Raw genomic sequence first — 21,033 nt, 5'->3', positions numbered from 1 at the left:
ATGTACCTGGATAGATAGACAAAGTAAACTACTCTTGTTTTGTCTTCTATGCTTTCGAACTCATAGGGTTTAGTATAAATTTTTCGTTAGTATAAGCTCAAAAGTAATTCCTACTAAGTCCTCTGTTCCCAACATTTATTGAAGAATAATTTAAAAATAATAAAAGAGGGGGAGATATATAAAGATTTTTATTATTATCAGAAGGAGCCCAGAAGAGTAACCAGTGACGACACTATTTCGCCCCTTGTATAAAAATTTAAAAGAATTGTCATTGGAAGTATCAATTTTTAAACGATATTATCTGGGTTTGCTTTCAATTATCACCCATTTCACATTGTTTATGCTTTACCTCTGTTCAATTCTTTCACATCTTTCGCCTCTACTACCCTCACGGATCAGGACTAAGTGGATGTACTTTTGAAAAGAAAGCTATTGATTTTACTGGTGCAATATTGATTAGTATAGAAGCATAAAAGAGAATTATTTTTCACTGTTTTAATTTTAGAAGTTCATCGTCCAGTCCATGACGAACTACATCGATACCAGGTGCTTTCTTAACGATGAGATCACCAGTAAGCATAGTAAACTCGAATGGGAAAAATGCAGGAGAGTTTATAAGCAACCCCAAAGCGCCTTTCCCCTCTGGAGTAGCATACAATGATGCTTCGAGAAGCAAAATGACCAGATCCTTGTCTTGAATCAACAATGTATCGGATTTCTCATAAGAACCTTTAGATTCCGTGTCTTTCAGAACTCCCCACGCAACAAATGAACGAATTGAATAACGTGCATTTCGAGAAACTGTTTCACGATCACCATATTGCTCTATGAGTCGGTCGAATATCTGCCTCTGTGTAACCTTTTCTTGCAGATTCAGCAAGCGACCAGTTTGTTTAGCAACACTGAACCAAAAGGGATAAGCAGCAGATAATATGGCCCAGTGTAAAAGCAACCACTGCTTCTGCTGGAGTTTGGATGCCATCATAAGTGCATGATCACGAAAATCAACCAGTTCCGGTTCAGGATCAAACCAAGCAGATAGTGGACCTATTGCCATCAAATAAGTTTTTTCCCCTCGCTCACCTGTACCACCACTTTGTTTTTTATCAGCAAGATAGCTTTTTAGCTCGACTCTGATGGACTCTGGTCCCATGCCAGCAAGGAGCATATTGAGCACATAGTCCATCCATTCAAGTCGGATTACTTGCTTTATCCCAATTTTTTCATGTCTTTTGCCCATTAACGAGTCTTCCTTTCAAATTTCACCAGAGGTACGATAACCTCTTCAATGGAGATGCCTCCATGGCTAACTATCTTTTCTCCTTCCTTGATGAAAGCGTCGCTTCCCCCAGCAACCAGAGGGAAGTAACCTTCTGGCAGGCCAATTGGTTCCCATTCGTGGGCGAAAGTAAGTGAACTGGCGACTGAGTTGCGAAGTTCAGCGGTAGGATAGATTCGAACCCTTTCACCACGAGTTTCGGCAATAACGCCTTCAGAAGGATTTCCTTTTCCCTGACATTCAATGTTCCCGTGGTCAGATGTCAGCCAAACCTGATAATTTTGATCCAGAAGATAACCAATAAGTGAGCTGAGGAATCCTTCATGGCACCATTGTTTGATCTGATTGTGCATTCCAGCCACTCCAAGTTGCATGCCATGCATGATCTTGTCGACCTTATCCACAACTAAACCGATAGCTCTGGTCTTTCCAGGGTTCAATGTGTCATCAAGAATATTGATTACGTTGCCATCTCCCATCCCTCTCTTATATCCGATATCCAATTTGGACAAACCTTTGCTTTCCCAAAATTGCCTCCATAGATTGTTTTCATTGTTAGTCGTATTGATTGATGAGGGATAAAAGAAGGGAATTTTTCCTGCAAAGATCGCCTGTCTGGACACAGAAGTTAGTGTAGGAATCCAGGCAAATGTAGCCGATTCTTGCATTACAAGGCCATGATCTTGTTCGCGAAGAATCTGTCGAATGGCAATCCATTGTTCAAGAGAGAGACCATCAACTACTATTAATGCTACTTTTGTGTTTGATTTTGTTTCCATCTCTCGCGCCAGCATACGTGGAACATGGTGGAGCATTGCCGGATTAATTGGAGGGAGATCGATGAGGGCTGCATAATGGTCACTCAGCCATTCAGCGAAAGTATTGTTGAGACTGGTGCCGATCTGTTGGGATCGTTCCCATTCCTTTACCTGACAGCCCGAATGTACGAGGGACCCCAGCTCGGCCCACTTCATGGCGAATTCCAGCCAATCGGAATGCCTTGATTCCCTCCCTGGGACCGATTTCTCAACAAGTTCGAGAAGGCGAGTTGTACGAATATCGTCATATTCACCACTTGACTCAGCTATTCCACTTCGAATCCAAGAAGGTGTCTCGGCACTTATTTCCGGCCTCTGAACCGGAGTGAGTTTCCCTTCAACAAACAGATTGTCGATATAAACGTGGATGTCCTGATGATCAAAAGGCAAGACTTCTGGTCCTGGATATTTGAAATCAGTCTCTAAAGACTTTTCAGTATATTCGGTTTCAGCCAAGATCCTATCAAGGAATACAGGCCAGCGTTCCTGCAGGAATGCGAAGAATACCTTTTCGTCAGGAACAATTTCTTCCAATGGCCAGCTATGGAAACTTCCATGATATCTCAATACCTGGACAAGCCGGTTAGACAGCAGTTCTGGCATGGTGATTTTTCTGTAGTGAAGCCGGAGAAGTTCTCGGAGAAGTTCAACCTCATTACTGATGAGGTTAGCCTCTATGCCGAAAACGTGGCGTAGAATGAAGTCCTTGGTAGCGTTGTCACCCATTCGATCTGGAGTATATTTCTTCTGGGCATCGAACAGGACATCCAGATGACTGCGGTCCAGTTTCTCGATCACCGGATAACTGAGATTGGGAAAAAGTTCTCCAAGGTTGAAGAAAAGCTTTCTTCCGGTATTCAGGAGATCATATGGAAGGGTTTCAAGTTCTGAGTCTTTTATGCGGAGGACAACTACAAGATCTGTTTGTTCGCCCTGGTCCCATTTAGCCCTGTACTTTAATTCATAAATATATCGGAACTCGACCGGGTCGTTGAACTCGATCAGGTCAAAACCGCGATTTTTTAGTTCAAATGCGAGCTTCTCTTCGGTCAGCAAAGCATCCGGGTCAGCCACTATGGTGAGCTTGCTTATCTGGGGTACGAACTCGTTCAGTATATATTCTCGCCAGTCACTCATGATCACAAGCATCTCCTTTGACGATTCGCATAAGAAGAAGTGGTCTGATTTCCGGGACAATCTGCTTTGCCATTTCCAACTCATTCCTCCATTCGTTTTCTTCGGCATCACACTTGGTTTGGCGGTATTGGCGAACCTCAGGAAGCCCAACTCGGTCTATAGCCTTTCTTCTGGACTCAAAGGCATGCAACCCACGCTCTTCTTCGCGAGCTATGGATGAAAGATGTTCTTGCTGCAGGGAGTCAAACAGCTCCTTTCCAGCTTTTTCGGCAGCATCAAGGAGTGTTTCATAAGCTGTCAGAGATTCTTCGTGGCCAAGAGAGTGCAATACATTTGGTTCTGTTGTCTGCATAGCATCCCAGATGTGACGGGCTGTCGGCAGGAACACCTTGCCTTCATCGGTAACAAAGATACTAAGATATCGATGCCTCACCAGTGGAATCCGTATGAGTTGACTGTGCTTTTGCAGACCTGCCTGGAGACGCACTTCAAAAAGTCCCCAAAATCCGGAGATGCTGGACGGCAAGCCGTTTATGCCCACACAGGGTAGTGGCTGCCCGGCAACGATCAGGGGCAGATTAAGCGCCAGCCCACGGACCTGGCTGTTTTCCAGGTTGAGAAGCGTAGCATCACTGGCATTATTGGAATCATTGAACTTTTCATTCTCCCGCGAAGTAAAAACGCACTTCTGAAGGACCTCCCCATCAGGCCATGTGAGCTCCCACCATGAACGTTTACGGGCTGCTTTGCCTCCGTGAGAGTTGAGGTATCCAACCGTCATCCTTTCCACCCAATGGGGCAACGGGTGTGAACGCAGGCGTTCAGCTGCCTGAATATCCGGTTCTTCCGAGATTCCATAAATGGTAGAGCTCTCCCGGACCTCGCGGATCTCATCACGAATCCTGGATACCGTGTAATCCACTGAGTCTTCGATTGTTTCCGGATTCATATACGCAGAGGTAAAGATTTCCTCGAAAAGTTCGCCTGCCTGAGCGGAATCGAGAACATCACCGGTTTTATCGATGCCGAACTCATCAAAAATAACTGCGAGCTTTTGCTCCAGCACCTCTCTTACACGAAACTCGACTGAATTTTCAAATACAAAGTTGATGGCCCGGACTGTCTTTGCCTGGCCTATCCTATCCACGCGACCAATCCGCTGTTCTAGCCGCATTGGGTTCCAGGGAATATCGTAATTGATGACAACATGACAGAATTGAAGGTTCAAACCTTCTCCACCTGCATCGGTGGATACCAAAATCCGGGAACTGTCCCGAAAGGCATCCTGTGCCCGCTTGCGCTCGTCCATATCCATGGAACCATTGAGGGTGGCAACGGAGATCCCGCGAGCTTCCAGGAATTCCTTCAACATTCCCTGGGTCGGGACGAATTCAGTAAAAATCAGGACTTTCAGGTCCGGCTCGTTTTCATCGGCTTGGAGCTGATAAATCCATTCGATCAGGGCTTCTGCCTTTGCGTCAGGTTCAGCCTGTTCGCACCTGCGAGCAGCATCAAGCAATGACTCAACCTGGATGCTTTCGTTCTTCAGGGAAGAAACCCGGGACTTGAGGAGCTCGTCGAGCAGTTCCTGCCCATCCATATCATAGAACTCGTCCAGATTTTCTGAGCCGTTTTCCATGTCATCAAGCCGCTGGGCAGCCAGAAGCTCGTTTGTTTTCAAAACTTCAAGCCGCCGTTCCAGGGTGGTCCGGATAGCACGGGTGCTGGAAACCACCAGCCTCTGCATGAGGATCATCAGGAAGCCGATGTGGGGCTTTTTTTCCCGGATGGACTGGTTATAGCCTTCACGGACGTAGTTAGTTACAGACTCGTAAAGCGACTGCTGGAGGTGATGCCGGACTTCCCACCTGACCGGAGCCATCCGGGTTTGCCTTGGTTTGAAAAGAGGCTTGCCTTCAGAGTCAAGAGCCTTACGTTTCTCGGTGCGGATCACATAGGGAGCCATCCGATCACGGGAGACGCTCTCCATATCCGGAAATGCCTTATCGTCGAGCAGGTTCATCAGGCGGTAAAAGGCATCGGTCTTACCCTGGTGTGGGGTCGCAGAGAGCAGCAGAATATAAGGAGCGGCCTCAGCCAGCCCACGGCCGAGTTTGTAGCGGGCCACCTGATCTGTGCTGCCTCCCAGCCGGTGAGCTTCGTCCACGATAACCAGGTCCCAGCCGGCAGTCACAAGATCTTCATAGCGGCTGCGGTTGTATTCCGCTATCCTTTCCGCCGACCACCCTCTCCTTCTGTCCAGCGGCTTGACGGAATCCAGGGATACAATCACCTGATCAAAAAGGGACCAGAGAGAGCTGCGATGGTCTCCAATTGCCGGAGCAAGGCGCTGCAGCGTGCCGATATCATCCCCGAGAACAAGCTGGAACTTTTCGTTGAAGTGGGTCTGCATCTCAGCCACCCACTGGGTAGCAATCCCTTTCGGAGAAACGATAAGTGTGCGCCTGACCAGTCCCCTGAGCTTGAGTTCGCGAATCACAAGCCCGGCTTCGATGGTTTTTCCCAGACCGACCTCATCAGCCAGCAGGTAGCGGACCCTATCCCCGGAAATGGCACGGGATAAAGCATGAATCTGGTGCGGGAGCGGGATGACATTGGACTCCATGGGAGCCAGAAGCACATGACCCTCGGATCCATTTGTGCCTCCTTCCAGCACTTCGGCTACTTTCGCGGCTGCTGAGATATAGGCAATGCGGTTAGCTTCAATCTCTGGTTGAAGTTCGGAAGTTAAGGGACGCAAAGCTGAACGTGGAACCCGGACCACTGCGTCCTGGTTCGGCAGCCAGATCCTGCAGACCGTCTGGTCCCACAGGGTTTGTTCTTCGAGGATTTTGCAGGGGGAGTTGTGGATGGTGGAGTATTTCCAGACAGTTTCCATTAGACTGTTCCCACCAGCTCCCGGAGCTTTTGCCGGAAATAGCAGAAGCTCAGCGAATTGTTATTTTCAACATCCATATGAGGTGTGATGTTTTTAGCCCATGTGGATTTTTCAGCCCCTACATGCTGCCATCCTTGAGCTGAAAGTTTTTGAGAGCCGCCAGGATAGACGGCATCGGCAAGCCGTTCCCATGTACCACAGATGGAATCATTTTTGTATGACCTTAGAATTGAATCTTTGGACCGCGGATATGCTTTCTTGACTGCCATGATATCGCCAAGAAACCATGCTTCTCCTTCTTCAATAGCAATGCAGAAACGTGTTTTCGGTTGGGGATTGCATGTTTGCAAAATCCCGCAAAGCTCTTCCCGGAATGCCTTCATGCACTTGTCGTCAAGATCACATACCAGAATTACAACAGCAGGATAATCCGGAGGATAGCTGGCAAAGGTCTTTCCGTAGCCACGGAGTAACCTGGGGAGCTGGTCAAGGAGAATACGCTTACTTGGGTCAGAACTTCCCTTTAAATTTCCCGGGATGCGCCCAATCCCTTTGTATGCACGGACCATAAAAGAGTGCTCATTGCCAATTATTTTAGGTACAAGAACATCCAGCATTTTTTTGCCGGACTGGTCTTCTACGAGTATCTCAAAATGCATGAACTTACCTCGCATCCAGGTAATCGCTGTACCACAGCCCACCTAGAGGAAGCCCCTCTTTGACCAGGTTTTTCACCATCGGGTCTTCACTGGCCCGCCAAATGGTGGAAAAGCCGTCTTTTCCTTTTTCTAAGATCCAAACCTCTTCCGGTTCAAGGGCATCGACGAAGTAAGGTTGATGTGTTGTGATAAAGACCTGAGAGCCGCCCTTTCGGCCTGTTGCATGCTCTCTAAATTCTTTGGCCAGGGATTCCAGGAGCTTGTGATAGAGGCCGTTTTCAGGCTCTTCAATGCATAAGAACGGGGGAGGGGTGGGGTCTTCCAGAAGGAGGAGGTATGCAAATACTTTTAAGGTCCCGTCAGACATCTGCTGGGCATAGAACGGGTCCTGAAATCCCTTATCATTGAAGCGAAGCAAAAGCCTTCCATCAGGTGTTTTATCCGTATCAATCTTATCAATTCCCGGGATTTTTTCTGCGATCCTCTTGAGAATGAGCTTTAAACGGGTAGGGTGTTCACGTTCCATAAACTGCACTACATTGCCCAGATTATCTCCGTGAATATTCAGGTGTTTCTGAGGCCCGGCGAGGGGTAAGCTCCTTGCCGCATCCGGTGTGAAGTAGCTCAGGTACCAGCCCTCAATAAATCTTCGAAATGCTGAGATCCTCGGGTGCTGTTTAAGTGAACCAAGTGTTGCTATTCCAAGTTTTCTTTTATCTTCAAGCTCAACCACCTCAGTCTTTCGACTTTCTTCGCGGTCATCGCCCTGTTGAATAGATTCAATGAAGCCATTGAGGTCAAAATCGTCCTTCTCTTCGTCAATTTGATGGCCTTCGATTTCACCTTTCCAGACAACTCCTTTGCCTTCGTTCATGACCAAAAAAGAAAATGGCCAGCCTCTTTTCTGCCCGCTGCGCCTTTGTCGCAGCCTCTCCTTTTGAACATAAGGCCTCCCAGATTCGTCCGTATCGATGGCCAATTCATATGTGATAGGCCGAGCGTTCCCTTGTTCTTTGTAGTAAACCTCAAACTCAATTGGCCCTCCCTGCCCCCGGGAACGGATTTTATCAAATCCTCCCCGCCCACGGGCATCACAGGCTTCTTCGACCCCAATTTTAAGGCAGTCGGCAAGGAACCCGAAGGCATCAAAAAGCGTACTTTTCCCCACCCCGTTTTTTCCAATAACCGCTGTCATGGGGGTCAAGGGGTCATTTTTCTGAGTGTTCCACAATTTTCCAAGTGTTACGTCTTTCAATACCCGGAAGTTCTTTATTCTGAACCCTTCGATTCTGGCCATTTTATTCACTTCCCATCCTTGTCACTGCCTGATCATACCACATGAGTGAGTTTTTTGAGAGACTTTTGAAATTTGTGATTGTTGTATTGTTCTGGATCAATTATCTGTCATCAACTGGTTCAACCATACATCCTTTACTGCTTCAAATAGCAATCTCTGATGGGCTTGAATTTTATCCCTTGGAAATTCTTCTGTGAAAATTCACAAACAAAGCAGTGATAAGAATTTTTTCCAGTAGATTCTTATTAGACTTTTACATTATACTCGAAATCATTTTCGAGTATTTATGAACTAGCCAGCTGAGCCCAAGGTACCAAATGTACGATGATCTGCCTTGCTGTAATTGTCCATAGCAGTTACAGGCATATTGTAAACATTAAATTGTTCGACAGATTTAAGAATTGCATCTTTGGTGAATGGGATGTGAATAGCTTTGGCAGTACCATTTTCTATTCTTGAACGAAGAGCTTCAGGCCAGTATTTAGATAGTTTGACCGGCTTAGCAACAACTTGATAGTCAACATAAGCAATTATCAAAGGAATTTTGTAGTAATCAACAGCCTTCTCTATTTCGTATGTAAGCATGCTTCCTGTTTTACGGGTATCAGAACTGAGTATGACTACCATATTTTTAGAGTTAGATTGACGCTCTCTTATCCTAGCCTCAAGAGTTGTTCTTAAACTGCTATCCCTTACTGCACATGTTTTGTCATGGCTGTTGACATATTTGAAATCCATGTTTTTGTTCGCAGTCCAAGCTTGAATTGCTCCATAATACTTAAAATCGGATAATATTGGGTCTGTCTGACCAAGCCCATCAAATGCTATATATGTACCATTACGATAAGTCACACTTTAACTCCAATTTTTATGTATGGTATTTATATCAATATCCTTCCTTTTATTTGTAGGGAGAATAATTCTAATTTCTTCAGTAATTTTACTTTTTTTACTCTCCTCAAAAATAGCCATTAAAATAAGATCTACGATGATGTTTGCTTTTATGCCAGTTCTTGACAAACCTGAACCTAGTAAGGGAATATTTAATGATGATCCAGAACAAACTTCTCGTGCTTTTATGAGCAAACCTGTTAGTGCTTGGTACAACTCAATCGGACCAGCCGATGCCTGTAAGGTATTAATGTCTGTTTTTGTCAATGCGACACATAAAAAATTGTTATCATCCTTCTTAGCTATCGCTGTTGCTCCAATTTTATATCTGTTTAATTTCCCTGAATTCCTTGAAACTTTTTCAATCAAATCTTTATCAGACAGTGAACTGTTTATCTGTTGATCCCAATCTTCGGTATTTTGGTTCCAGTAATTCTTTAAAAGTATACCATGAAGACTTTTGGAAGACACATGCTTGTCGTCAACAATGCTGTCAAAGAACTCATTTACAGGAATGGTTTTCCATCCCTCTTGTTTGAAGAGATCACTGAACTTAATAATTACTTTTGTATCGAATGCATTGCTATTTACAACAATTGTCTGCTTCAGAGATCCACCAATAAAATATCCATCAAACAGAAACCATAGTATTGAACATATTAAAGCAATGCTGATCAGGCACCAAACAGAACAATTTATACTTAAAGGCATTAGCCCGTTATACATTTCAACAAAAAGCCATATCACGCCTATACACGAGAGATATGTTTTGCCAAAAGACAATAACATCTCACTCACTTCCCATCCTAGTCACTGCCTGATCATACCACATGAGCAGTTTCGGATCTTCTTCTAAAACACTATTGGGGATTTTTTCAGCCACTGCAATAATAGTAACGTAGTCCCTTTCCTGCCAGGCTTTTTTAAATCCGGCCCGGACCGCTTCCATCCTGAATACCTTCAATTTCTTCTTGGCCTGCTTATACTCTCCAAATTCCTTGAGCAGCGATCTTTCACGAAGCTTCTCTAAATCGCCTTCCTTATTCGGATCTGGAACATACCAGCGATCCTTTGCCTTGGCAACCAGCTTTGGATCATCCTTAGCCAGGTTCCGCATTTCAGGCCAATTGGTAGATAGGTAACTATGGATTTGACTTGTCACTTCGCCTTTTCCATCGTAGCAGAGGAAGTTCTGGTTCAGCAGTTCCCGGAGGTCCAGCTGTTGCTCGTTCTTGCTCCAGCCCCCGAGTTCCTGCATAAACAGTGGATTTAGGTCCTGGAAAGTCTGCGGCTTTTCCTTGAGAAGCTGGCGCAGCCACTGGATAGCCGAAGCTTCGTCAGAGACAAAAAACTTTACCTGAAAAACCTGCTTCGTCATCTTCTTGCGGTCGTATTCGGCAACCTGTTCAGGCAGGAAGTACATGCCATCCCGTTCAATGAAACGCTGGGCCAGTCCGATTTGGAATTCTTGGCTGGAGATAGGCACCGGGTAGCCATTCCTGATGTAATAGGCGATAATCTGATCGAATAAGATGCGAGGATCTCTTTCAGGAACCATCTGCAACAGGACTCCATGGCTTTTGATAACTGGCAGGTACTCCAGATGCGTTCTGACAAAATCCCAGACTCCTTCTTCGGTTGTGGCCTCTTCCTGAAAGCGCTTTTCAAATCCGCCATTGGGTTTGTAGGCAGAGATAACGAGGTCCTGTTTGACGGCTGTTGGAGTTGTAACGGCCTTGAAACTTCCTTGCTTCTTGTCTAAAGCTGATACGTTTGCGATGATAAAACCAGCATCATTTAATGCAGTCTGAATGCTGTTCCAAACAGAAGCTTTAGTGTTCGAGAATTCCACAGTCATCCATCGGCCGGGTTTCAGGACTCTATGAGCTTCTTTGAAGCAGGCGGTCATGAGCTGGCGGTATTCGTTGGGGCCTTTGCCCTGGACATTATTTTCGATGGCTTCAGGTTTGTTGTTGGTCCAGACCTTTAGCCAAGACTCCCACAGAAAATTTAATTCTGAATAATTTAAGTTTGAACCAAATGGGGGATCTAAAAAGATATAGTCAACAGAATCAGGTAATTGCTCATCAGAGGTTGTTGAGTGTGCGCTAATTAGAGTATCACAACTCTTTTTTTGAAGTTGTAATTGTGCTCTCTTTGAGGCTAAAATACGCGAGGTGAAAATATTAATCCAGTTCTGCTCACCGTCAAGGGACGGTATATATAATGTTCCTGCTGTATGCGGCTTCATAGGACCAGTATCTTTGTTAATCCATCGAAGAGGTAAAAAGCGGGCTGTTTTTAATCCAACAGTATAACCGCCCAAAAGAGCACACAGCATGAGAGGATTTTTCAGTCGATTGAATATTGAAGAAAAACAGGATAAATTTCGCTTAGTATAGAAGTGATGTACGTGGGTGATTCCAATTGGATCGTTTCGGCGTGTCTCCTTTCCCTCCATCATGCGTTCAGTAGGGAACCAGTAAGAAATATCGCTATTTTCAATCTCCTCTATAAGTGCGAAATCAAATTCATCAGGTATTTTCTCGAACCGTTTCCCACCCACTGAATAATTAATCAGCACCGGCACCTGCTTGGCCTGTCTGATAGTTTCCTTGATTGCGGAATCATATTTTGTAACCCAGGACCGATCCATATTGCGCTTGGTCAATTTTGCCGAGCAGTGTGGGCAAGGAAATTCATCATTGATCTTACCGGCTTCCTTATCCACAGCCGCTTTCCAGAACACCACTTCACCTGCACATTCAGGACAAACAAACACATCCGACCAGACAGTATAATTGATTTTTCCAATCTGCCCGTCGGAATGTTTTGTCTCATACATCCAGCCACATTCTTCTTCGACTTCCTTCAGAATACGTTTTGCTTCCTTCTCAAAAGCCTTCACGTCCACGGGTGTATTATAATTGTAAGCAATGAAAGTCGCTGCCGGGGAGAGGTCATTCAATACTACCCGGCGCACACCGAGTTTTGAAAAAGGAACCCAGCGAGGATTCTTTCCGGCTTCATCGGCTTCCTGCTGCATGATGGTCCCATCGGGTTTCACCTGATAGCCCAGGGATTCCACAGTCTTGCGGTCTCCACACATCTGCGCAGCTACACCGGTCATTCCGGTCCCGCAGAAGCCGTCGAAAACTATGTCGCCGGGTTCGGTGTAGTGGAGGATGTAGCGCATGATGGCTTTGTGCGGGACTTTTGTATGGTAAGAATGAGCATTGTAAATGGGATCGTTCTTGCCTTCGCTCACATCGGCTGCAAAGGGTTCTCTGTGGTATTTGTAATCCACAGGCTTTTCAGGCTTCTGGGATTCCCATTCTTTGATAAAATCGGCAATCCAGGGATTCGGGCAGGCAGTGTAATAAGGAGGATCACTCAGAGCGAGAATGTCTTCATCGGAACCTATAGGGAAGCCTTCGATCTTACGGAACTCCGGGTCCTGGAGTTTTTCGCGCAGCTTTTCGGTGAAGTAATTACGGCGTTCCTCTTCGTTTTCGAAGGTTATGCCGAGACAGGTCAGCTTACTGCTCCGTTGTGTTGCTGCCTGTGTATTATCAAAGTCAAGTGTACGTTGTTCGTTCATTTTTCATCCTTATCCTATGAAAAATCTGTTTGCAAAACTAATATCCTCCTAAATGTAGTTCAGAAGCAAAGCTTAAACGGCAGTCATCTCACTCACTTCCCATCCTCGTCACTGCCTGATCATACCACATGAGCAGTTTCGGATCTTCTTCTAAAACATTATTGGGGATTTTTTCAGCCACTGAGATAATAGTGGAATAGTCCCTCTCCTGCCAGGCTTTCTTAAATCCGGCCCGGACCGCCTCCAGCCTGAATACCTTCAGTTTCTTCTTGGCCTGCTTATACTCTTCGAATTCCTTGAGCAGCGATCTTTCACGAAGCTTCTCTAAATCGCCTGCTTTGTTTGGATCTGGAACATACCAGCGGTCCTTTGCTTTTGCGACCAGCTTCGGATCTTCCTTAGTGAGGTTCCGCATTTCAGGCCAGTTTGTTGAGAGATAACTGTGGATTTGACTTGTCACTTCGCCTTTTCCGTCATAACAGAGGAGGTTCTGGTTCAGCAGTTCCCGGAGGTCCAGTTGTTGCTCGTTCTTGCTCCAGCCCCCGAGTTCCTGCATGAATAGAGGGTTTATGTCCTGGAAAGTCTGCGGCTTTTCCTTGAGAAGCTGGCGCAGCCACTGGATAGCCGAAGCTTCGTCAGAGACAAAAAACTTCACCTGAAAAACCTGCTTCGTCATCTTCTTGCGGTCGTATTCGGCAACCTGTTCGGGCAGGAAGTACATCCCATCACGTTCAATGAAACGCTGGGCCAGTCCAATCTGGAATTCTTGGCTGGAGATGGGGACTGGGTAGCCCTTGCGGACGTAGTAGGCTACCATCTGGTCAAACAGAATGCGGGGGTCACGTTCAGGCACCATCTGCAACAGGGATCCCTGGCTTTTGATGACTGGCAAGTAGTCCAGATGCGTCCTGACAAAATCCCAGACGCCTTCTTCAGTGGTGGCTTCTACTTGGAATCGCTTTTCGAATCCACCGTTGGGTTTGTAAGTGGAGATAACGAGGTCTTGCTTGACAGCTGTTGGAGTTGTAACTGCCTTAAAACTGCCTTGCTTTTTGTCCAAAGCCGATACGTTAGCAATTATGAAACCCGCTTCTACAAGAGCTGTTTGAATGCTATTCCATACTGAAGCCTTGGTATTGGAGAATTCAACTGTCATCCAGCGACCAGGTTTGAGCAAACGATAAACTTCTTTAAAACAATCGGTCATTAAACGGCGGTATTCTGTTGCTCCCTTACCTTGGACGCTGTTTTCAATTGCTTCCGGTTTATTGTTGGTCCAAACTTTAAGCCAAGATTCCCATAAGAAGTTTAACTCAGAATAGTTGAGGTTTGAGCCAAAAGGTGGGTCGAGAAAAACATAATCTAATGAATTAGAGGGGATATCCATACTTGTTGAAGATTGATTGAAAATTATAGATCTGGAATCATTCTTCAGAAGAGAAAATACTTTAGTATTTGCGTTAGACTTGTTTTTTATCTGAGGTGGGACTGGAGTCTCAGTTGGTAGAGAAGAAACATACAATGTTCCTTTAAGATGCGCTCCATTTGCACCGCCGCCTCCATTGAAATGATATCCAACAACAATACGATTCATTATAGTTGATCGTAAGACCATAGATGTTTGAATGAAACTAAAGGGCGAACGATAATTAGACAATTCTTGTGTCTTTGCCAAATTCCACAAATTCCGCTTGGTATAAAAATGATGCACATGGGTGATGCCGTGAGATCCCTTTGGTTGTCGAGTATTATAGCCATCTGGCAATTCTATTGTAGGGAACCAATACGGAATCTTACTGTTTTCAATCTTCTCTATCAGCACTAAATCAAATTCATCAGGCTTTTTTTCAAACCGTTTTCCACCTACTGAATAGTTAATCAGCACAGGCACCTGCTTGGCCTGCCTGATAGTTTCCTTGATAGCTGAATCATATTTAGTGACCCATACCCTTTCCGTATTTCGTTTAGTAAGTTTTGCCGAACAATGTGGGCATGGGAAATCGTCATTTACCTTGCCAACTTCTGTATCCACAGCCGCTTCCCAGAACACCACTTCACCCGAACATTCAGGACAGACAAACACATCCGACCAGACAGTATAATCGATCTTTCCAATCTGGCCGTCAGAATGTCTGGTCTCATACATCCAGCCACACTCTTCCTCGACTTCCTTCAAAATGCGTTTTGCTTCTCTCTCAAAAGCCTTCACGTCCACAGGTGTATTATAATTGTAAGCAATGAAAGTCGCTGCAGGAGAGAGATCATTCAACACTGTCCGGCGCACGCCAAGCTTTGAAAACGGCACCCAATTAGTTTTTCCGTCTTCATCAGTCTCCTGCTGCATGATGGTTCCATCGGATTTCACCTGATAACCTAGAGATTCAACCACACTTCGATCTCCGCACATCTGAGCAGCCACACCGGTCATGCCGGTTCCACAGAAGCCGTCGAAAACAATGTCTCCGGGTTCGGTGTAGTGGAGGATGTACCGCATAATAGCCTTGTGCGGGACTTTGGTATGATAAGAATGAGCATTGTAAATGGGATCGTTCTTGCCTTCACTCACATCGGCTGCAAAGGGTTCCCTGTGGTATTTGTAGTCCTCTGGCTTTTCGGGTTTCTGGGATTCCCATTCTTTGATGAAATCAGCAATCCAGGGGTTCGGGCAGGCAGTATAATAAGGAGGATCACTTAGAGCGAGAATATCTTCATCGGAACCTATAGGAAAGCCTTCAATCTTGCGGAACTCCGGGTCCTGAAGTTTCTCACGCAGCTTTTCAGTAAAGTAATTCCGGCGTTCCTCATCGGTTTCGAAGGTCAGGCCGAGACAGGTCAGCTTACTGCTCCGTTGTGTCGCTGCCTGTGTATTATCAAAGTCCAGTGTTTTTTGTTCGCTCATTTTTGATCCTCACCATGTATTAATTGTGCCTGCAGTGCCCGGCCTGTTTCCGTCAGACGGTATTTCTGTTTACTGCTGCGGGGTTTGTCGGGAATGGTCATCTCTATCAATCGGGTTTCAATAATAGGATTAAGAACCTGTTCTCGGAATTTAGTCCGGTTTGTCCGCTCCACCCACTCCATTAACTCCGTAATTGAGTGAGGGCCTTCAAAGTTAGTCAATAGCTTCATCTGGTCCAGACTTAGTCCCAACTTAGTCCCAACTTGGTCCCAACTTGGTCCCAACTTGGTCCCACCAGCGGTAACTTCCGGGGTGGTACTCCTTGCCAGGGTCTCGACAGAAGACAGTTTTTCGTATCGGTTTTTCAGGTCATCGGGGAGCTCGAACAAAGTATCATCCAGCATCTCAAGCAGTTGTTGCTGCACCAGGTAGTCGGCTGCGGCTTTTGCTTCCCTGTAAGTCCCCCCGACCAGTCCCCGGATATCGGTAAGTGTAATGCGCTTCTGTTCTACAGCCAATGCCAGTAACTCAGCCTGCTCAGCCGAGAGGGTAACTCCAAGAGAACGCTGGAATTGCAGTGTTCGTTCAGTAATCAGTAATTTGTTAAAAAGGACCAGCTCAAACTGCTTACGTGCCTTATCATTGCGGATTTGGGGAGGCATTCTGCCAAGTTCATGCCAGTTTCGGTATATGGAACGAATGCCAGTGCCTGCCTGGTCGCTCAGGCCGATTCGGCGAAATGCCTTGATAATGGAAGGGTTCCGGACTTCTTTTTCGGTTGGGTCCAGCAGTTCAGCCTCAGTAGAAAAGGCATCCCCCGGGTTCCAGAAAATAGTCCGGTCTGTGAACAGTTTGATTGATGCTTTACGACCGTGGTCTCCATAGTCCTGATGCACTAGCAGGTTGATTGCAGCCTCTCGAAAAGCTACATAGTCTGGAGGGTCATCATTACGGCGCAAAGTGTCAGGGTCAAGTGAAAAAGGATGCTCGGCAATTCGCATGTAGCGTGCCACCAGGCCCCGCCATGTCTGGAAGATATTTTCCTCAAATACATAGCGATCATGCCAACGTTCCTCCGGTGACCAGAGTTCAAAGGTAGTGTCTATACGCTGGTAGTCAAGGACTGGCCTGGGAAGCAACTGGCGCACATACCGGGCTTTGCCAAAGAGCAGCACTCCGGCTCTTGTTGGTAACATGCGGTTATCCTGCTCTACAATATAATTCCAGTTCAGCAAGAACTCGAGCGGGTCGCTTATCTCCTCCTGTTCAGGATTGCGCCGAAAGAACTGATCCTGATACCAGCGAACAGTTTCTTCATCAAAACAGCGGTCTACAGGAATATCATTTACGGGTTCACTATCATAACGCTGCAATGCAGAATCACGCAAAAACCGCTCCAGCTCACTTTGTGTACACTGTTCATCCCCGGCTCCACGGCGGACATATGACTGGCGAGGATCGCCCTTAAGGTAAATCGGTTTTTCATTTTGGGGACTTTCAGGAATGTAAAAGACCAGCAAGTGCTTGCCTTCAACTTGGTATTTTTCTTCCTGGACCTGAATTATCCTGTTAATTTTCTGGCCACTTCGAAGGGTACTGAGGAAATTATTTTGGATGCGGTCCACCTCTTCGACGCCAACAATATCTAGCTGCCTATTACGTTCCTGCACACCAAAAACAAGCCAGCCTCCGGCTGTATTGGCAAATGCGGATACGGTTTTGTAAGCATCTTCAGGAACTTCTCGGCTTGCTTTTTTGCACTCAAAATCGTTCCACTCAAAGGTGTGGAGCTTCTCCAGCAGCTCATCCCTGTTCATGCTCTTACTCCAGTACGATCCGCACTTTAGCCTGGTCATTGCCCCTGGTAAGCTGGTCAATGTATTCCTCAAACCGTTTTTTTATCTCCGCCGGGGTAGCCGGACCGGCAGTTACCTTTAGTGCACTTTGCAGGTCCTGTACTTTGAAAGTTACCTTAACCAGACCGGAAAAAACCTCCTGCAGGGCATTGACAAAGTTGTTATCCAGCGGCATTGGAAGTTTTCTGGATTTGATGAAGGCTTCGAGCTGCTCGCGTTCTTCGCTCTTGAGAAGACTCATATTTTCCTGGGTGATTGGATCCTCGAGGTTGCTCAGGATTGTGCTGGTCCAGTCGTCAAGCAGGGTGTCGAGCCGGGTCTCCATCTGGTCGATAAGCTGGGGACCTGCAGCTTCACCTTTTTCTACTGAGGGACGGAAGTTGCAATGTGAGCATACCGGGTTAGATTCAAGCTCCTTCTCGGTCAAAGCAGAACAGCTCTTTGGCTCAGCCAGTAGACTCTGGAAATCAGTCAGCTGCTGCCTGGGCATAAGCTCAATTCCGGCCAGTTTGAGCAGGGTCTTCAAACGTGAATCGTTTAAGAGGGCCACTCTTCGTTTTTCTTCATTAACTCCCAGGCGTGCCCTGGTGTGCAGAGCGATGTAGGCAACGATATAGTCTTTCTTGAGCTGTTGCAGCTTTGCTGCAATGTCTTTTGATTGAGTAGATAATTTGGAAAGATTCGCCTGTTTTAAGCTGTCAAGTATGTCCTGACGTGTGGTTTTCATACGGTCCATCCACTCGTGATCTTCAGGCAGTATCGCTTTAGCGGTGGTGAGCCAGGAAACGGTTAGGCTATGATCCATCACAAACTCACGCAGGGAATTCATGTCGTCAAGCGCACTGACAGCCTTTTTATGGGACATGACATCTTGGACACTGTATCGGAAATTCTTGAGTTTACCGGGTGTGGAATATGCCTGCAGGGATTCGAAGAAATTCTTAGCTTCGTCCAGCCTACCAGCCTTACCAGACAGGTCAGTTTCCACAAGTAAATCCATTCCCCAGAAAGAGAAGCCATCCCGCAGGATCTGCTGGGTTGTGACGATGCGCTGGACTATTTTTCCCACTTCCTGTTGGAGGTCCTGTACAGGTTCTTCCTTACCCTGAGTGATGAGCTGAGCCTTTCCAGGAGTCATTCCCAGCAGTTCGAACAGCGCCTTGAGTGCAGGTAGGTTCCATTCTTTGGGTTGTTCCAGGTGTTTGAATCGGATCAGCTCTTCCATGGAGGTGGAAGCCAATTTCTGGAGTTTCGTGGCGTCGAATTTGTCACCAGGGATGGCAAGCACTATATCTCCGGAATATACGAGTGCAGCTAGGATCACCACTACCCATTCCGGCTCCAACCGTGCCGCTCTGGGGTTCATGTATTCCAACCCATGATCATCCTGAATAACCTCACTGTGGTTCACCACCTGCCCGTGGCCCTTGGCTTTGAGAATATCAAGAATGAAACTGGCATATTTGGACCTATAAGGATCAATCCTCTCCCCATCAAGCAGTTCCAGGGCATCCAGCACGGCAGTTGCCTGCTTGGTGCGGTTCTGCCCGGCAATGACCCGCAAGGCGTCCTGAGCTGCCTGTTGCCGGTTATTGCCTGTAATCAGCACTGAAAAAATTGGGTAATCGGGTGCTTGGTCTGTAAAGTGCGGGGCCAAACAAACACCTGAAATGGCATTCACCATGTCTCGGAAATTGACAGACTCGTAGGAGGACTGGCTTCGGATGGAAGTGAATTTCACCCACTCAGCAATGGATTTACTACGCCCCTGATAGGTCACTTCGAAAGCATTGTGCATGTGCTTCTGCAGCCACTGAACCAGTTTTTTCAGGAATCCATTTGATTTGGACTCGTAGGTGGCCTTAGCGTGGCCGGAGGAGGTGCCTGCAAGATCCAAGGCAGCTGCATAACTCTTAAGTGCTGTCTGAAATTCTTCATCAGTTACCTTCAAACGAAAAAATACCTCGTCGCTATTTTTCTCATCCCTGAATCTGGGAGGATCGTTCGGCTGGATGAAATATAAATAGAAATCTCTCTGTGGAACCGCAGTAGAGCGCTCGTAGGGAGTACCAAAGAACAGGTAGCCAGCGCGGGCTGCCCGGTGTTCCTGCCACTCCAGCTCATGCTGCCAGATCCTATAGTTGGTGGCAACGGGGGTCATGTCCTGGCATTCCATCACTCGCTTGAGTGCTTCGTAGTAATAACTGTCTAATTTGGAATCTTCCAGGCTCTCAGCCCTTTTGTCGATCAGAGCGTCAAAGTCGTCGGTCTTTTTCAGGTCCAGATATACCTGGCCATTTTCTTGATTGAAAGAGATGAACTGCCCACTGACCGTCTTATGGATTTCACGCAGGACCGTTTCCACATAGGTCTGGAGGTCTTTTTCAGGCTCCTCACTACCCATCCCGATGATAAGCGGATCGAAAAGGCATAGACTGTCTCGCAGCTCTTCAGCCGTAGCGCCAAGAGGGGAATGAATGTCTCCGGTGGTGAGGCGATGCACTGACAATGCGTGGATCAGGCGCAGAGCCATTGGCTTATAGGCAGGTCTTGTGAAAGCCTGCTGGATACGGGATTCCAGCACCTGGCTGCAGTCTATCACGGCCCGAATATCGGGAACGGACCGGAAAGCTGCATTCTGATTCAGCGTATTCCAGTAACTGTCATAGGCAATCAGCCCAGGTCTATCTCCAGGCACCTCTTTCTTCATGATGTTTTTCATTTCCATAGAGAGAGTCTTTAGTACTTCTCGTTTTTCGATCGCATTCACCCTCTCAAAGGTGTCAATGTAATCAGGATGTACAGGGAAGAGACGGACAAATTCGTCCATCCGTTCATTGAGACTTCCGTAATACTTAGCGAAAGGTGCTAAATAGTCCCGAATCTTCGCCTGCTGTTCGGTATTTTTCTTAAGTAGACGCTCAGCTACAACGAATTTGACATCGCTTCGGACAATAAGGATCTGCTCGAAACGGTCTTTCACCCGGCGAATACTGTCAGCAACGAAAGCGAAACGAGGGCTGTCGAAAATAGCCTCCTGCACACCAGCCATGAAGCGTAAGCGAAGGTCCTTGCAGACTTCACCGATCTCTCGAAGGAAGTTCAGGTCAAGAATCAGTTCCTGATCCTTACGAGAGCGCAGATAATCAAGAAGCTCGTCAACAACCAAGAGCAAGCCTTGGTCAGGGTAAACTTGATGAAAAGCGGACATCATCTCTTCGAAGGCCGGCTTGTGACTGCTGATAGTACCCATATCAGGGAAGACGTAATCCACACCGAACTTGTGTAGATTCTCTTCCAGTTCGGCAACAAGAATGTCACGTAAAGACATGGTTGTCGCACCAATTTCGGTACGAATTACTTTGAACTTCCCGGCAATCTGCCTGGAAGCATCGGCTACCCTTTCATGATGCAGGACTTCCAGCAGAGAAGCATCCTCGGCAAGACTGGAGACTACTGACATCAAATGCGATTTACCGGTACCGTAATTACCAACAACCAGTATTCCCTTGTTGTCTACAGGCTGGTAGAACTGCAGCTGTGGAATGACAAGCTCGATGAGCCTCTCTGCCATTTCTTCTGAAATAACATATGTATTTACTAAATCGCGTGCAGCACTTGACCTGTCTGCAGCACGCAGCTGAACCACCGACTCAATCGGGTCGAACTGGATAAGATCTTCGTATTTCATGCTTTT

11 protein-coding genes are annotated in these 21,033 nt (G+C 46.5%); all 11 read right to left on the bottom strand.

Going from position 1 to position 21,033, the window contains the following annotated elements:
• Positions 1-487 precede the first annotated feature (487 nt).
• Positions 488-1,240, bottom strand: coding sequence for a hypothetical protein (locus tag MSWHS_RS14830; RefSeq protein WP_048159318.1), 753 nt, complete (start codon positions 1,238-1,240; stop codon positions 488-490).
• Positions 1,240-3,234, bottom strand: a complete 1,995-nt coding sequence (pglZ, locus tag MSWHS_RS14825; protein WP_048159658.1) for a BREX-3 system phosphatase PglZ — start codon at positions 3,232-3,234, stop codon at positions 1,240-1,242. Before pglZ ends, MSWHS_RS14830 begins: the two co-directional genes overlap by 1 nt.
• Entirely contained in the window at positions 3,227-6,133 is a 2,907-nt protein-coding gene (locus MSWHS_RS14820) for a DEAD/DEAH box helicase (protein WP_048159316.1), read from the bottom strand. The genes pglZ and MSWHS_RS14820 overlap by 8 nt, the downstream gene beginning before the upstream one ends.
• Positions 6,133-6,792, bottom strand: a complete 660-nt coding sequence (locus MSWHS_RS14815) for a hypothetical protein (protein WP_197073949.1) — start codon at positions 6,790-6,792, stop codon at positions 6,133-6,135. The genes MSWHS_RS14820 and MSWHS_RS14815 overlap by 1 nt, the downstream gene beginning before the upstream one ends.
• A gap of 4 nt (positions 6,793-6,796) precedes the next feature.
• Positions 6,797-8,089 carry an AAA family ATPase gene (locus MSWHS_RS14810; protein WP_048159311.1) on the bottom strand — a complete coding sequence of 431 codons (1,293 nt, stop codon included), beginning with the start codon at positions 8,087-8,089 and terminating at the stop codon, positions 6,797-6,799.
• A gap of 291 nt (positions 8,090-8,380) precedes the next feature.
• Positions 8,381-8,941: a TIR domain-containing protein gene (locus tag MSWHS_RS14805; RefSeq protein ID WP_048159309.1), complete on the bottom strand. Its 561-nt coding sequence runs from the start codon at positions 8,939-8,941 to the stop codon at positions 8,381-8,383.
• A gap of 3 nt (positions 8,942-8,944) precedes the next feature.
• A complete protein-coding gene (locus tag MSWHS_RS14800) occupies positions 8,945-9,769 on the bottom strand; it encodes a macro domain-containing protein (protein ID WP_048159307.1) in 825 nt (274 codons plus the stop codon).
• A 1-nt stretch (position 9,770) separates the two neighbouring features.
• Entirely contained in the window at positions 9,771-12,581 is a 2,811-nt protein-coding gene (locus MSWHS_RS14795; protein ID WP_048159305.1) for a DNA methyltransferase, read from the bottom strand.
• 88 nt (positions 12,582-12,669) lie between these two features.
• Positions 12,670-15,480, bottom strand: coding sequence for a DNA methyltransferase (locus MSWHS_RS14790; RefSeq protein WP_082088370.1), 2,811 nt, complete (start codon positions 15,478-15,480; stop codon positions 12,670-12,672).
• Positions 15,477-17,357, bottom strand: a complete 1,881-nt coding sequence (locus tag MSWHS_RS14785; protein WP_197073947.1) for an RNA-binding domain-containing protein — start codon at positions 17,355-17,357, stop codon at positions 15,477-15,479. The genes MSWHS_RS14790 and MSWHS_RS14785 overlap by 4 nt, the downstream gene beginning before the upstream one ends.
• A complete protein-coding gene (locus MSWHS_RS14780; RefSeq protein WP_048159302.1) occupies positions 17,302-21,027 on the bottom strand; it encodes a DUF6079 family protein in 3,726 nt (1,241 codons plus the stop codon). The genes MSWHS_RS14785 and MSWHS_RS14780 overlap by 56 nt, the downstream gene beginning before the upstream one ends.
• Between the last annotated feature and the right edge of the window lie 6 nt (positions 21,028-21,033).

It is taken from the genome of Methanosarcina sp. WWM596 (genome assembly GCF_000969965.1).
Taxonomy (GTDB): Archaea; Halobacteriota; Methanosarcinia; order Methanosarcinales; family Methanosarcinaceae; genus Methanosarcina.
The sequence above is the reverse complement of the archived record's forward strand: the minus strand, read 5'-3'. Positions and strand labels throughout refer to the sequence as shown.